At 66.8% G+C, this 13,902-nt stretch carries 12 protein-coding genes and 1 tRNA gene; 7 read left to right on the top strand and 6 right to left on the bottom strand.

Going from position 1 to position 13,902, the window contains the following annotated elements; all coding sequences use genetic code 11:
- Window positions 1–4: 4 nt before the first annotated feature.
- The 3 genes from lptE to R9J51_RS00985 form a co-directional block, all read right to left on the bottom strand.
- Window positions 5–481, bottom strand: a complete 477-nt coding sequence (gene lptE / locus R9J51_RS00995) for an LPS assembly lipoprotein LptE (RefSeq protein WP_169476852.1) — start codon at window positions 479–481, stop codon at window positions 5–7.
- A 73-nt stretch (window positions 482–554) separates the two neighbouring features.
- The gene (leuS, locus tag R9J51_RS00990) at window positions 555–3,095 is read right to left on the bottom strand and encodes a leucine--tRNA ligase (protein ID WP_179505605.1); all 2,541 of its coding nucleotides are present in this window, start codon (window positions 3,093–3,095) and stop codon (window positions 555–557) included.
- A 76-nt stretch (window positions 3,096–3,171) separates the two neighbouring features.
- Entirely contained in the window at window positions 3,172–3,630 is a 459-nt protein-coding gene (locus tag R9J51_RS00985; protein ID WP_432787974.1) for a DUF3576 domain-containing protein, read from the bottom strand.
- A 633-nt stretch (window positions 3,631–4,263) separates the two neighbouring features.
- On the opposite strand from R9J51_RS00985, the gene R9J51_RS00980 reads away from it, so the two are divergent.
- The 3 genes from R9J51_RS00980 to R9J51_RS00970 all read left to right on the top strand — a co-directional run bounded on the left by R9J51_RS00980 (window position 4,264) and on the right by R9J51_RS00970 (window position 6,367).
- Window positions 4,264–5,058: a hypothetical protein gene (locus R9J51_RS00980; RefSeq protein ID WP_179505604.1), complete on the top strand. Its 795-nt coding sequence runs from the start codon at window positions 4,264–4,266 to the stop codon at window positions 5,056–5,058.
- Window positions 5,059–5,347: 289 nt separating this feature from the next.
- Window positions 5,348–6,070, top strand: a complete 723-nt coding sequence (gene phbB / locus R9J51_RS00975) for an acetoacetyl-CoA reductase (protein ID WP_168556374.1) — start codon at window positions 5,348–5,350, stop codon at window positions 6,068–6,070.
- A gap of 42 nt (window positions 6,071–6,112) precedes the next feature.
- Window positions 6,113–6,367 carry a ribbon-helix-helix domain-containing protein gene (locus R9J51_RS00970; RefSeq protein WP_179505603.1) on the top strand — a complete coding sequence of 85 codons (255 nt, stop codon included), beginning with the start codon at window positions 6,113–6,115 and terminating at the stop codon, window positions 6,365–6,367.
- 53 nt (window positions 6,368–6,420) lie between these two features.
- On the opposite strand, the gene R9J51_RS00965 is transcribed toward R9J51_RS00970, so the two are convergent.
- The gene (locus R9J51_RS00965; RefSeq protein WP_179505602.1) at window positions 6,421–7,653 is read right to left on the bottom strand and encodes an amidohydrolase family protein; all 1,233 of its coding nucleotides are present in this window, start codon (window positions 7,651–7,653) and stop codon (window positions 6,421–6,423) included.
- Window positions 7,650–8,693 carry an aspartate carbamoyltransferase catalytic subunit gene (locus R9J51_RS00960; protein ID WP_179505601.1) on the bottom strand — a complete coding sequence of 348 codons (1,044 nt, stop codon included), beginning with the start codon at window positions 8,691–8,693 and terminating at the stop codon, window positions 7,650–7,652. Before R9J51_RS00960 ends, R9J51_RS00965 begins: the two co-directional genes overlap by 4 nt.
- Before the next feature lie 84 nt (window positions 8,694–8,777).
- Between R9J51_RS00960 and sppA the strand changes: the two genes are divergently transcribed.
- Entirely contained in the window at window positions 8,778–10,664 is a 1,887-nt protein-coding gene (gene sppA, locus R9J51_RS00955) for a signal peptide peptidase SppA (RefSeq protein ID WP_179505600.1), read from the top strand.
- Here the strand turns inward: sppA and R9J51_RS00950 are convergent, their stop codons facing one another.
- The gene (locus R9J51_RS00950) at window positions 10,665–10,832 is read right to left on the bottom strand and encodes a hypothetical protein (RefSeq protein WP_168556378.1); all 168 of its coding nucleotides are present in this window, start codon (window positions 10,830–10,832) and stop codon (window positions 10,665–10,667) included.
- 145 nt (window positions 10,833–10,977) lie between these two features.
- On the opposite strand from R9J51_RS00950, the gene R9J51_RS00945 reads away from it, so the two are divergent.
- The 3 genes from R9J51_RS00945 to R9J51_RS00935 all read left to right on the top strand — a co-directional run bounded on the left by R9J51_RS00945 (window position 10,978) and on the right by R9J51_RS00935 (window position 13,809).
- Window positions 10,978–11,062 (top strand) — tRNA-Leu (locus R9J51_RS00945).
- A 76-nt stretch (window positions 11,063–11,138) separates the two neighbouring features.
- Window positions 11,139–12,704 carry a trigger factor gene (gene tig / locus R9J51_RS00940; RefSeq protein ID WP_168556379.1) on the top strand — a complete coding sequence of 522 codons (1,566 nt, stop codon included), beginning with the start codon at window positions 11,139–11,141 and terminating at the stop codon, window positions 12,702–12,704.
- A gap of 163 nt (window positions 12,705–12,867) precedes the next feature.
- Window positions 12,868–13,809, top strand: coding sequence for a hypothetical protein (locus R9J51_RS00935; RefSeq protein WP_179505599.1), 942 nt, complete (start codon window positions 12,868–12,870; stop codon window positions 13,807–13,809).
- The last annotated feature ends 93 nt before the right edge of the window (window positions 13,810–13,902 follow it).

The following is a 13,902-nucleotide window of genomic DNA, read 5'->3' as shown; positions in this document are numbered from 1 at the left end:
GCGCTTATTGCCCGGCAGCAGGAGCGGGGGCCGCCGGCACTGCCACGGGCGCCGTGCCTTGCGTCGATTCGCGCAGGCGGGTGGCCACGCGCGTCACGATCTGGTCGGCGATCTCGCGCGAAAGGTTTTCCTGCGCCGTCTGCTCGGCCGCGATCACGGCATATTCGCTGGATACCACGTCCATCCCCGCGTCGGCGGTGGCGGTGGCATCGAGCATCACTGCGCCGGAGGAAAGATCGACCAGCTGATAGCGCGCGCGCATGGTGCGGCGTTCGCGGGTGATGGTGTCGTCTGAGAGCTGGCCCAGGCCCTGGAGCTTTTCATCCAACCGCACGTCGAGCCGGTAGTGTGGCTGCGTGCCACTGCCCAGCCGATCGGACAGGGCGTGGCGCACCAGCCAGCCCGACTTGCCGGCGATCGGCGCCACATCGACGCTGGCGACCGAACGCGCCACCGCGCCCGACCCACCGCCGGCATACATCGGCTGCAACCCGCAGCCGGCCAGCAACAGGGAAGGGGCGGCAAGTGCCACGAACAGGCCGGATTTGGGCAATTTAGACAACAAGGTTCACCAAACGATCGGGCACCACGATCACCTTCTTCACAGCTGCCCCGTCCAGTGCACGCTGCACTTTGTCCGAAGCCAGCGCAAGGGCTTCGAGGGTCTCGCGCGGGGTTCCCTTGGCCACGGTGAGCGTATCGCGCAGCTTGCCCTTGACCTGCACCGCCACGGTCACTTCGTCGTCCACCAGCAGCGCGGGATCGACGCTCGGCCAGGCGGCATCGGCGACGAGGCCAGCGCCCTGCGCGGCATAAGCCTCTTCGGCCAGGTGCGGCATCATCGGCGCCACCAGTAGAAGCAAGGTGCGGATGGCCTGGGTGCGGCTCGCCGAAGGCGCGGCCTTTTCGGTGGCACCGGTCAGTTCATAGATGCGCGCCACGGCCTTGTTGAAGCCCAGCGCGGCGATATCCTGGCCCACGGCGTGCACGGTCTGGTGCACCTTGCGGTCGAGCGCCTTGTCCTCACCGGTGGCGGCGGCATCGACCTGGGCGAACAGGCGCCACAGCCGCTGGACAAAGCGCGCGCAGCCTTCGATGCCGGCTTCCGACCAAGGCAGGTCGCGCTCGGGCGGGCTGTCGGACAGCATGAACCAGCGGATTGCGTCGGCGCCATAGCGTGCGACGATGTCGTCCGGGTCCACCACGTTCTTCTTGGACTTGGACATCTTGATCACGCGGCCGATTTCCACCGGTTGGCCATCGGCCTTAAGCGTGGCGCCATCGCCGCCGCGATCGACATCGCTTGGCGCATACCAGATCGGCTGGCCATTGGCCGGATCGACACGGCTGTAGGTTTCGTGCGTGACCATGCCTTGCGTAAACAGGCTGGCGAACGGCTCAGCCACGTCGATCTTGCCGATGCGGGCCAGGGCGCGCGTCCAGAACCGGGCATAGAGCAAATGCAGGATCGCATGCTCGATCCCGCCGATGTACTGCTCTACCGGCAGCCACTGCTTGATCACCTCGGGATCGAACGGCCGGTCGGCCGGCTGGCTGGCAAAGCGCAGGAAATACCACGAGCTGTCGACGAAAGTGTCGAGCGTGTCGGTCTCGCGCCGCGCGGCATGGCCGCATTGCGGGCAGGGCACGTGCTTCCAGGTGGGATGGCGATCCAGCGGATTGCCCGGCACCGAGAAGTCGACATCCTTGGGCAGGGTGACGGGCAGCTGCTTCTTGGGCACCGGCACCACGCCGCACACTTCGCAGTGCACGAAGGGGATCGGCGTGCCCCAATAGCGCTGGCGGCTCACGCCCCAGTCGCGCAGGCGCCACACTGTTTGGCCCTGGCCCCAACCTTGGCCTTGCGCGCGATCGATCACCGCCTGCTTGGCCTCCGTCACGGCCATGCCATCGAGGAACTGCGAATTGACCAGCACGCCATCGCCGGCTTCCGCCTCGGTGCCGAACGGCTTGTCGGCATCGGCCGCGTCGGACGCGACCACGCGCAGGATCGGCAGGCCATACTTGGTGGCGAAATCGAAGTCGCGCTGGTCGTGGCCGGGCACGGCCATGATCGCGCCGGTGCCATAGTCCATCAGCACGAAATTGGCGATGTACACAGGCAGCGCCGCGCCGGTGAACGGATGGCGCGCGGTGATGCCGGTGTCGAAGCCCAGCTTCTCGGCGGTTTCCAGCTCGGCCGCGGTCGTGCCGCCCTGCTTGCACAGCGCGATGAAATCCTGCGCGACCGGGTTGCCCACAGCCACGCCCTGCGCGATCGGATGATCGGCGGCCACGGCCACGAAGCTGGCGCCAAAGATCGTATCGGGGCGGGTGGTATAGACCTCCAGCTTTTCGCCGTTCGACAGATCGAACGCGAATTGCAGGCCCTGGCTCTTGCCGATCCAGTTTTCCTGCATCAGCCGCACCTTCTCCGGCCACTTGTCGAGGCTGGACAGCCCGTCGAGCAGCTCGTCGGCAAAGTCGGTGATCTTGAGGAACCACTGGTTCAGCTTGCGCTTTTCGACCAGCGCGCCCGAGCGCCAGCCGCGCCCGTCGATCACCTGTTCGTTGGCCAGCACGGTGTGATCGACCGGATCCCAGTTGACCGCCGATTCCTTGCGATAGACCAGGCCCGCGGCATAGAGATCGAGGAACAGGGCCTGTTCGTGGCCATAGTATTCGGGCTCGCACGTGGCGATCTCGCGGCTCCAGTCGAGTGCGAAGCCCAGGCGCTTCAACTGCGCCTTCATGTTGGCGATGTTCTCGCGCGTCCAGCCGCCGGGATGCACGCCCTTTTCCATGGCGGCATTTTCCGCCGGCATGCCGAAGGCGTCCCAGCCCATCGGATGCAGCACTTCGTGGCCGGTCATGCGCTTGTAGCGCGCCAGCACGTCACCCATGGTGTAGTTGCGCACGTGGCCGATGTGAATGCGCCCCGAAGGATAGGGGAACATCTCGAGCACGTAGCTGCGGGGCTTGGGGCTCGAATCGTCGGCGCGGAACGATTGCGCCTCGTCCCAGGCCTGCTGCCAGCGCAGATCGGCGGATGCGGGATCGAAACGGGTCGGTTCAGAAGGCGTGGCAGAGGTCATGCGCGGCTCTTTAGGTAGCGGCACGCCTTATCGCAAGCGCGTGCCGCTTCCAGGCGTGCCGCTTTTTCGCAGACGATCAGTTGATGCCGGCGGGGAGGGCCTGGCGGCGCAAGTCGCGCGCCTTGGTCAGGATCACGTCTTCCAGCTTCTGTACGGTGGCCGCCTGGACCGGGGCATCCACCCAGTTGCCGTTCTGCGACACCTGGCGGCTGGCCGCCACGCGCAGGGCGTCGGCGCGCAAGTCCTGGTCGAGGATCGAGACCGTCACCTTGATCCGCTCGCCCGGATTGCGCGGGTTGGCATACCAGTCGGTCACGATCACGCCGCCGTTGCTGTCGGTCTGCAGCAGGGGCATGAACGACAGCGCATCGAGGCTGGCGCGCCACAGATAGGCGTTCACGCCGATGGTGGTCACCTTGCTCGATGCCATGTCGGGGTGGAGCTTGGAAAGCTTGGACAGCTTCTTTTCGCCGTGGCCGGCGCAGCCGGCAACCGCCAGGGCCAGTACGCCCGCGGCAAGCGCGCGGCCGATCAGCCGGCCAGCCGCCGATCGATCCCTGCGCGCTTTTGCAGGGGCCTGCTTGGCAGGCTGGGCGGCGGTGGTGTTGTGGCGGGCGATGGCGCTGATCGTCACGTCAATCCTGTCCTGTCTGGCGCAGCGGCGGTCATCCCCGCAGCAATGAAAAATCCGTGCGGCTGCACGGCTGGATGGGCACGCCTCTATCACCCTGGCCCGTCGCCCGGCAAGCCGCGTTGCCAAGCCATCTGCATTGTTGTGGCAATGCGAGCATGCGCCCGGGCAACAAGGCAAAAGGCGGGCCTTGGTCAAGCCGTTGCAGCGGTGAACGGCCGATGAACGCACCGGGCGGGGAAAACCCTTCGCGACGGCGCCCGGGAAGCACGCTTTCCGGGCGGTTTGCGGCCAGGGTGGCGATTTGTGTAACCACTTGGCCACAGCATTGGAAATCCTTGCGAGTTCGGACGTTTCGAATCTGGAAATCGCCGTGGTGAGAGAGTAGATGGGAGAAGTTGTCATGCCGATGTCATGTTCGTGCCCTTTGGCCGCAAGACGGATCGCATGATCAAGTACCGTGATTCGCAACGAATAACGACAGGAAGCAGGCAGGACATGAGCGGCAGGGGCAGCAAAACAGCGAACGCGCACGGCATGCGCCGTTCCGCGCTGCCGCGCGCCTTGCAGGCTCCGCTGCTGGCCGCCACGTGCGTTGCCGCCGGTCTGTTCATCGCCCCCACCGTGAGTAGCGCGGTCACCGGCTCGTTCAAGCCGCTGGCCCAGGTGAGCCTGGCGGCGCGCGGTGGCATCGGTTCGTTCACGCCGGCTTCGGCCGATCCCAAGCTGGCCGCGGCGATCACTGTTCGCGGGCTGAGCAACAGCCATCTGTTCCGCTTCACCCCGGCCGGTTCCGATTCGCGTTCCGACCGTGCCATCACTGTAGCGGTTCGGGTGAATACCGACGTGGCGCAGGCCATTTCGGTGCGCGGCGTTCTGGGCAACATCGGTGGCGCGGCCGGCAACGGCACGCCGCTGCGCATCGTGCCCAATGCCTTCAACCTGGGCATGGCGCGCGGCTATCAAAGCTTTGCCGTCACCAGCGGCCTTGGCCCGTCCAATGGTTTCGACCGCGACATGCAGCGGATCGACATGCCCGATCTCAGCCACTTTGCTGCTGCTTCGCCTTCCGCGAGCGCGGCTTCGGCTTCCACCAGCCGCATTGCCCCGCGCATTGCGCTGGACGAGAAGGAGCGCGCGGGCCGTGCGCCGCGCACGCTGGAAAGCCAGGGCGACTACCAGGTGGACTTCGGCGGCAGCTACCGCCTGACGCGCAATCTCGATGTTACCGCCGGCATCCGCTATTCGTCGGATCGCGATCGTCTTCGTCCGCTCACCGATGGGCGCCAGGACAGCCAGGCGGTCTATCTCGGAACCCAGTTCCGCTTCTGATTTTCCACTCCATTTCGGTGGAACAACAGGCTCGCTTCGGCGGGCCTTTTTGTTGCACGATGCGGGCCCCGGCAGGCCCTTGGTGGCTCTGTCTTGATGCAGGAAAACAGCCTCGTCCTGCCCGCGCGCATGCTGCGCCGGCGGTTGGCAACGCATGGGCAATGCACGGGCAAAGTTTATCAATATCCGTCGAAGAAATTTATCGGTTTGGTGCTGCCGCGACTTGTCGCGGGCATGTCATCACCCTAGCCTAGCGCTCTCCAAGCTGGTGAGTACGGGAGTACCAGGAATGACGCGAGTGGCCATCGTAACGGGCGGGACGCGGGGTATCGGCGAGGCGATCTGCCTTGCCTTGCAAGAGCAGGGGCGCACCGTCGTTGCGAACTATGCGGGCAACGAGGAAAAGGCCAAGGCCTTTACGGAGCGAACCGGAATCAAGGCCTACCGCTGGGACGTGGGCGATTTCGAAGCGACCCAGGAGGGCTGCGCGCGCGTGGCCGCCGAAGTCGGCGCGGTCGACATCGTGGTCAACAATGCTGGCATCACCCGTGACGGCGTGCTGCACAAGATGAGCTTTGACGACTGGAACGAAGTCATGCGCATCAACCTGGGCGGTTGCTTCAACATGGCCAAGGCCACGTTCCCCGGTATGCGCGAGCGCGGCTGGGGCCGCATCGTCAACATCGGATCGATCAACGGCCAGGCCGGGCAATATGGCCAGGTCAACTATGCGGCGGCCAAATCGGGCATCCACGGCTTTACCAAGGCCCTCGCCCAGGAAGGCGCAAAGTACGGCGTGACGGTCAACGCCATCGCGCCGGGCTATATCGACACCGACATGGTGGCGGCCGTGCCGCCGGCGGTGCTGGAAAAGATCGTGGCGCGCATTCCTACCGGGCGCCTGGGCCAGGCGAGCGAAATCGCGCGCGGCGTGGCGTTCCTCACGTCCGAAGAGGGCGGCTTCGTCACCGGATCGACCATGTCGATCAACGGCGGGCAGCACATGTACTAAGCGGCATGAAGGGCGGCGCGGTTGCCGCCCTTTATACCCGAGATGACCAGTCCCTATCATCCCCCGGTCAAGCGCTCGGTCGAAATCGCCGGGCACAAGACGTCGATCAGCCTCGAACCGCTGTTCTGGGACTGGCTGCGCGCGGCGGCCAAAGCCGAAGGGCTGCCGCTCAACGCGCTGGTGGCCCGCATCGATGCCGAACGCATCGCCAGCCCCACGCCACCGGGCCTAGCCAGCGCCGTGCGCCTCTGGCTGGCCAGCCGGGCCTTGCCCGATCCGTCTGACGTGCAGGACTGATCAACCCGCCAGACCACGAGCCGGCGCGACGCGCAGCCCGATGGCGGGCGCAATCAATCGATCCGCGCGCCGCCTTTCCACAGGGCGAGCACGCGCCCTTCCACCGGGCGACGGTCGAACGGAGTGTTGCCGGCGCTGGCGGCCATCTTGTCGGAATTGACGATCCATGGCCGGGTGGGATGGATGACCGCGATATCCGCCTCTGCCCCCACGGCCAGGCGGCCGGCGTTGACGCCCAGCAGGGCCGCCGGATTGGCTGCGAGCAGGGCAAAGGCGCGGGCCAGGTCGATCACCTCGTCGCGCACCAGGGTCAGGGTCAGGGCAAGCAGCGTCTCGGCGCCGGCCATGCCCGGTTCGGCATCGGCAAAGGGCAGGCGCTTGTCTTCCGGGCCGCGCGGATCGTGGCCCGAGGCGATCACGTCGATCGTGCCATCGGCGATCGCGGCGATCGCCGCCTTGCGATCGGCATCTGCGCGCAAGGGCGGTGAAAAGCGGCAGAACGTGCGGAAATCGACCAGTTCGAGGTCCGACAGCATGAAGTGCGCCGGGGTGACGCCGGCCGTTACCGGCACGCCGCGCAGCTTGGCCGCGCGCACCAGGTCGAGCGCCTTGGCCGTGGTAACCTGGCGGATGTGCAGGCGCGCGCCCGTCATTTCAGCAAGGGCAATGTCGCGTGCCACGGCGAGGCTTTCCGCCTCGGCCGGGGCAGAGGGCAGGCCCAGCCGCGTCGCCACTTCGCCAGCCGTGGCCACGGCCTGGCCCGTGATGCCCGCGTCCTCGGCATGGCTGACGACGACAAGGTCGAGCATCGCGCAATAGGAGAGCAGGCGCAGCATGACGCCCGAATCGGCAATCCAGCGTCGCCCGGTGCTGACCGCGCGGGCGCCGGCATCGCGCATCAGGGCCAGTTCAGCCAGTTCGGTGCCTTCCAGCGCGCGGGTGGCCGCCGCCAGGGGGTGCACCCAGAAATCGGGCTTGCCCGATTGCGCAGCAAAACGGACGCGGGCGGGATGATCCAGCGGCGGGCCCTGGTCGGGCATCAGCGCGGCGCGGGTGATCCCGCCGAAGTGGAAAGCCGGCTTGTCGATGGCAAACACGCCAAGATCCACCAGGCCGGGCGCAACCAGCGCGCCGCGTGCGTCGAACACCGCATCGCCGTCCTGCGGCGCGGCTTGCGCGCCAATCGCCACGATGCGGCCGCCCTGGCAGCGCAGATCGGTCTCAACCGGCTCGCCCGAAGGCAGGACCAGGCGACCATTGGTGATGACAAGGGGTTGGGGCGTCATGCGTTTTCTCCGCCAAGGTGGTCCCAGCCGGGAAGCTGGCGGGCACGGCGGGTGAGCACTTCCAGGCAGGCCATGCGAATGGCAACGCCGCTTTCCACCTGCCGGGTGATCAGGCTGCGTTCGACATGGTCGGCCACCTGGCTGTCGATTTCGATGCCTCGGTTCATCGGGCCGGGATGCATGACCAGCGCAGCAGGATCGGCCTTGGCCAGGCGATCGAGCGAGAGGCCATAGAGATGGCGATATTCGCGCGGGGACGGGATGAACTGGCCCTGCATGCGCTCCATCTGCAGGCGCAGCATCATCACCACTTGCGCGCCTTTGAGCGCGGCATCGAAATCGTGGAAGACCTTGACGCCCATCACTTCGATTTCCGCCGGCATCAGCGCGGGCGGGGCGCAGACGCCGACTTCGCAGCCCAGCGCGGTCAGCGACAGGATGTTGGAGCGCGCCACGCGGCTGTGCAGGATGTCGCCGCAGATCGTCACGCGCAGGCCATTGAGATCGCTGCCCTTGGGCAGGCCCAGGGCATGGCGGATGGTCAAGGCATCAAGCAGGGCCTGGGTCGGGTGTTCGTGCTGCCCGTCCCCGGCATTGAGCACCGGGCAATCGACCTTTTCGGCAATCAGCCGCACCGCGCCTGAACTGGCATGGCGGATGACGATGGCATCGGCCCGCATGGCGTTGAGCGTCATCGCCGTGTCGATCAGCGTTTCGCCCTTCTTCACGCTGGAGGTGGCGGCATGCATGTTGACCACGTCGGCGCCCAGCCGCTTGCCGGCGATTTCGAACGACAGCAGCGTGCGCGTGCTGTTCTCGAAAAAGGCATTGATGATGGTCAGGCCCGAAAGCAGGTCGGCGCGCTTTTGCGGCTGGCGATTGAGTTCCACCCACTGCTCTGCCTCGTCCAGCAGATAGAGAATCTCGTGCCGGGCAAGCTGGCCGATTCCGGTCAGGTCGCGGTGAGGAAAGGCAAGGCCGCCCGCAGGATAGCTGCGTGCTGGGCTGGCTGACGAGGGGGATTGGCTCGATGGATGCATCGAAGACCACGCCCTAGACTTGCGCGGGCCAACGGGCAAGCCTTTCGACTGGCGCAGCGATAAGCAGGTGGTTAGATATCCCCCATGAAATTTGCCCGCTCGGTCTGGAAAGTCCTCGTCGCGATCAAGGATGGCCTCGTCCTCCTGTTCCTCCTGCTGTTCTTCTGGGTGCTCTATGCTGCGCTCACCATCCGGCCCGTGCCAGGCCAGGTGCATGACGGCGCCTTGACGATCACGCTCAATGGCAGCGTGGTGGAAGAACGCAGCAGCTTGCAGCCGGCGCAGATCCTGCTGTCGGGAGAAGCGCCCGAAAAGGAATTCCAGGCCCGCGACGTGGCCCGCGCAATCGAGGCTGCGGCCGACGATACGCGCATCAAGGCCGTGGTGCTCGATCTGGAGGCGTTTACCGGCGGCCGCCAGGTGCACATCAGCCGCATCGGCGCGGCGATGGACAAGGTGCGTGCCGCGCACAAGCCGGTGCTGGTTCGCGCGCTGCTCTATACCGACGATGCCGTGCAACTGGCCGCCCATTCCAGCGAAGCCTGGGTGGATCCGATCGGCGGCGCGGTGGTGACCGGGCCGGGCGGATCGCAGCTCTATTACAAGGCCTTGATGGATAAGCTGAAGATCAAGGCGCATATCTTCAAGGTTGGCACCTACAAGTCCGCAGTCGAACCCTATGCCCGCAGCGATGCTTCGCCCGAGGCGAAGGAAAACCTGACGGCGATCTATGGCGCGCTGTGGAACGCATGGAAGGCCGACGTGAAGAAGGCGCGGCCCCGCGCCGATATCGACCTGGTCACCCGCAATCCGGCGCAGTGGCTGGCGCAAAGCGGTGGCGACATGGCCCAGGCCGCGGTCAAGGCGGGCCTGGTCGACAAGGTGGGCGACAAGGTGGCCTTCGGCAAGCGCGTGGGCGATCTGGTCGGACACGACCTGTCCGCCGGCGACGGCGGCTACAAGGGCACCACCCTGGCGCAATACCTGGCCGACAAGCCCGCGCCCAAGACCGGCAAGGCGATTGCCGTCGTCACCGTGGCTGGCACGATCGTCGACGGCGAGGCGGGGCCGGGCACGGCAGGCGGCACGCGCATTGCCGATCTGATCGACCAAGCGGTGACCAGTGGCAATTATGCCGCGCTGGTGGTGCGGGTCGATTCACCGGGTGGATCGGTTACGGCGGCCGAGCGCATTCGCGCCGCGATCGCGCGCGCCCGCGCCAAGGGCCTGCCGGTGGCGGTTTCGATGGCCAATCTTGCCGCAAGCGGCGGCTATTGGGTCTCTACCCCGGCGCAGCGTGTCTTTGCCGAGCCGGCCACGATCACGGGTTCGATCGGGGTCTTTGCCGTGATCCCGAGCTTTGAAGACACCCTCGCCAATTATGGCGTGACGGCCGACGGCGTGCGAACCACGCCGCTTTCGGGCCAGCCCGATATCGTCGGCGGCCTCAGCCCCGAATTCGAAGCGCTCTCGCAGGCCTCGGTTGAAAGCTATTACGCCCGCTTCCTGCGCCTGGTCGCCGATGCCCGGCACAAGAGCCCGCAGGATATCGACAAGATCGCGCAAGGGCGGGTGTGGGATGGCGGCACCGCGCGCCAGCTTGGCCTGGTCGACCAGTTCGGCGAACTCGAAGATGCCGTGGCCTGGGCGGCAAAGGCCGCCAAGGCAGATAGCTGGCACGCCGAATTCCTCGGGGCCAACCCGGGAAGCTGGCAGGGATTGCTGGCCGACCTGATGAATGACGACAGCAGCACCGAATCGCGCGCAGCCGGGGATGTGACGGGGATGCTGGCGTTGCGCCAGCAGGCGCTGGGCTGGCGGGTCCTGTCGGATCTGGCACGCCTCAACAGTGCTGTCGGGGCGCAGGTCTATTGCCTGGAATGTGGCAGCCTCGGACCGGTCGCGGCGCGCCCGGCCCAGGGCCTCGTCGCCCAGGCTTCGTGGTTGGGCGTGGTCGGCAAGCTGTTCTGATCAATCCGGTGCCGGGACCTCGTCGGGGGTGACGGGGTCGATCCGGTCGGGGCTGACCGGCGGGGTTTCCTGCGGTTCTTCGAGCGGCGTTTCGTCGGGCGTGATCGCGGGGGGAACATCGGGCGGCGATTGCGGGTCGATACGATCGGGCGGGGGCGTGCTGGCCATGACGTCAGGCTCCTTGCGGCCGGCCCGTGGCGGGCGGGCTTTTCCTATCAACCGCTGCGCGAGGGGGCTTGTTCCCTCCGTTTTCGCGCCGGGCTTGTGCTTTTGAGCGCGCTGGGATAGGGGCACCGCTCGCTTTTTGCCGGATGCGGGCGTGGCGGAACTGGTAGACGCGCTGGATTTAGGTTCCAGTATCGCAAGATGTGGGGGTTCGAGTCCCTTCGCCCGCACCAGGGATCATCCCCCGCCGGCTGTGCACGGATTTTTCAGGCGCCTTGTCGCGGCGTCAGTCAAGAAAGTTGGATCAGGATGCAGATCGTCGAAACCAGCAACGAGGGCCTGAAGCGCGCCTATGCCGTGACCATCCCGGCGGCAGACATCGCCGCGCGCGTGGAAGGTGAAATCAAGAAGATCGCCCCGCAGGTGCGCATGCCCGGCTTCCGTCCCGGCAAGGTGCCCGCCAACCTGGTCAAGAAGATGCACGGCCCGGCCCTGCACCAGGAAGCGCTGCAGACCACGATTCGCGAAGCCATGGACAAGCTGGTGGCCGACCACCAGCTGCGCCCTGCGATGCAGCCCGACGTGGCCCTGGGCGAAGGCTATGAAGAAGGCAAGGACGCCGAACTGACCGTCAGCCTGGAAGTGCTGCCCAAGGTCGAAGCGCCCGCGCTCGATGGCCTCAAGCTCGACAAGCTGGTCGTGCCCGTGACCGAAGACCAGGTGGACGAAGCGGTGAACCGCATCGCTGCTGGCCAGAAGAAGTTTTCGGACGCCGAAGAAGGGGCGGAAGCCAAGGACGGCGACCAGCTGATCATCGACTTCCTCGGCAAGCTTGACGGCGAACCGTTCGAAGGCGGCGCGGCGGAAGACCAGGCGCTGGAAATCGGCGCCGGCCGCTTCATCCCCGGTTTCGAAGAACAGCTCGTCGGCGCCAAGGCTGGTGACGAAAAGGTCATCACCGTGACGTTCCCGGAAGATTATCCGGCCGCCAACCTGGCGGGCAAGGAAACCACCTTCGACATCAAGGTCAAGGCGGTGAAGAACCCGGGCGAGTTCGTGGCTGACGACGAATTCGCCAAGGCGCTCGGCCTGGAAAGCCTGGAACAGCTGCGCGGCCTGCTCAAGGGCCAGCTCGAACAGGAAACCGCCGGCCTCACCCGCACCCAGATGAAGCGCGCCCTGCTCGACCAGCTGGCCGCCGGCCATGACTTCGCCGTGCCGCCCTCGATGGTGGACGCCGAATTCGAGCAGATCTGGCAGCAGCTGACCCAGGAAGCGCAGAACGAGGAAAACCCCGAGGAAGCGCTCAAGGAAATCGAAGCCGAAAAGGACGATTACCGCAAGATCGCCGAGCGCCGCGTGCGCCTTGGCCTGCTCCTGTCGGAAATCGGCCAGGCCAACGGCGTGGTGGTGACCGCCCAGGAAATGGAAATGCTGATCCGCCAGGCGGCCCAGCAGTACCGCGAACAGGACCGTCAGCGCTTTGTGGACTACGTCCGCTCCGAGCCGCTCGCCGCGGCCCAGCTGCGCGCGCCGCTCTATGAAGACAAGGTTGTCGACTTCCTGTTCGACAAGGCCGAAGTGACCGAGCGCGAAGTGACCCGCGACGAACTCCAGGCCGCGATCGAAGCCGAGGAAGGCGTGACCGCTGCTCCGGCCGAAGCCAAGCCGGCCAAGAAGAAGGCCGCCAAGAAGGCCGACGCCGAAGCCGAAACCGCTGGCGAAACCGAAGAAGCCAAGCCCGCCAAGAAGGCCCCGGCCAAGAAGAAGGCTGCTGCCGAAGGCGAAGCAGAAGCTGAAGTGGCCGAAGGCGAAGCCAAGCCCGCCAAGAAGAAGGCCGCCAAGAAGGCGCCTGCCGAAGGCGAAGAGGCCTGATCCAGCGCCCATAGGGCCTGATCGAGACAATGTGGGGCGCTGCCGGCAACGGTGGCGCCCCTCGTCGTTTACGCGTTATTCCTTAGCTATCATACGGATTGGCGCGTTGATTCTCGGCATGAGAGAATCGGCAGGAACGGAACCCGGAAGGGGGGACCTGCCGATGCATACGGTGCGCAATCGCAAGGGCGCTCGCCCAGGAAATGCCACGCCGGCCAAGCCGCCGGTTCCATCCGCCGGCAAGCCCGCGCCGCGGGCCGCCGCCGCTGAAAAGGCGGGTGGCCATGCCGGGGGCAAGGCGCTGGTCACCGCAACGGTGCAGGCCCATGTCAAGCCAGCGAGCAAGGGAGGGGCCAAGCCGCCGTTCCTGCTGGGGCAGCCGGCCGCGCCGGCATTTCCCGCCGATCTGATCCTGCCGCCCCATCGGGGCGCCATCATCACCACTGCGGCGTGGCCGGCAGGCATGATCCCCGCGCCTTTGCCGGCGACGCCACCCTTGCGCGCGCCGTTCATCATGCCGCGCGTGCCGGCAACCAATCCGCAAGGCCAACCCGATCGCGAGGCGCCAGGCCGCGATCCCCGCCGCCAGGCCCCCCAGCGCAAGACCCCGCACCGCGATCTGCCGCCGCGCCCCGGCACCCGCACCGCCCGCAAGGCGCAACGCCGCGCGATGATCGAGGCGGAACTGGCCCGCCGGGCCGTTGCCGCCGCGCGCGCGGCCGCCCCCGCCGCAGCCGAATCTGCCCCGCCTCCGGGCCGCCAGCGCACCTCGCCGGCGGTGGCGCGGCAAAGGGCAACGGTGCCGGCAAGCGGGATGGCTGCGGCATCTGCGCCCGCCGCGCCGCCGCCCAGCGTGCAATGGGTGGGGCCCGATGATCGCAGTCCGTTGCCGCGGCATCGCGCCCCGGCCATGCCGCGCCAGGGGCTGCTCGATGCGCTGGCGGCCAGCCTCGGCGATGCCGGGCGCCTGCTCGCCAGCCTGCTGCCCGGCCGCAAGCGCAGCCGCGAACTGCGCGAACGGGTTGCCCGCGCCGAGGCCCGGTTGCGCGCGATGGAAGCGCAACTGGCCGCGCTGGAAGCGCTGCGCGAGCGGGTGAAGGCCTGAAGCAGCGGCCAAAAGCGGCGAGAAACTGCTCCACTATCCACGCATTCCCGCGCATTCGCGGTTAATGCCCTTGAACATCCTTTGCTGGCACGC

Source organism: Novosphingobium rhizosphaerae (genome assembly GCF_050920675.1).
Lineage (GTDB): Bacteria > Pseudomonadota > Alphaproteobacteria > Sphingomonadales > Sphingomonadaceae > Novosphingobium > Novosphingobium rhizosphaerae.
The sequence above is the reverse complement of the archived record's forward strand: the minus strand, read 5'-3'. Positions and strand labels throughout refer to the sequence as shown.

Coding starts and splice junctions, on each gene's coding strand:
- lptE (WP_169476852.1), bottom strand. CDS start 481: ATGTATGCCGGCGGTGGGTCGGGCGCGGTGGCGCGTTCGGTCGCCAGC.
- leuS (WP_179505605.1), bottom strand. CDS start 3,095: ATGACCTCTGCCACGCCTTCTGAACCGACCCGTTTCGATCCCGCATCC.
- R9J51_RS00980 (WP_179505604.1), top strand. CDS start 4,264: ATGCGCCGTTCCGCGCTGCCGCGCGCCTTGCAGGCTCCGCTGCTGGCC.
- phbB (WP_168556374.1), top strand. CDS start 5,348: ATGACGCGAGTGGCCATCGTAACGGGCGGGACGCGGGGTATCGGCGAG.
- R9J51_RS00970 (WP_179505603.1), top strand. CDS start 6,113: ATGACCAGTCCCTATCATCCCCCGGTCAAGCGCTCGGTCGAAATCGCC.
- R9J51_RS00965 (WP_179505602.1), bottom strand. CDS start 7,653: ATGACGCCCCAACCCCTTGTCATCACCAATGGTCGCCTGGTCCTGCCT.
- R9J51_RS00960 (WP_179505601.1), bottom strand. CDS start 8,693: ATGCATCCATCGAGCCAATCCCCCTCGTCAGCCAGCCCAGCACGCAGC.
- sppA (WP_179505600.1), top strand. CDS start 8,778: ATGAAATTTGCCCGCTCGGTCTGGAAAGTCCTCGTCGCGATCAAGGAT.
- R9J51_RS00950 (WP_168556378.1), bottom strand. CDS start 10,832: ATGGCCAGCACGCCCCCGCCCGATCGTATCGACCCGCAATCGCCGCCC.
- tig (WP_168556379.1), top strand. CDS start 11,139: ATGCAGATCGTCGAAACCAGCAACGAGGGCCTGAAGCGCGCCTATGCC.
- R9J51_RS00935 (WP_179505599.1), top strand. CDS start 12,868: ATGCATACGGTGCGCAATCGCAAGGGCGCTCGCCCAGGAAATGCCACG.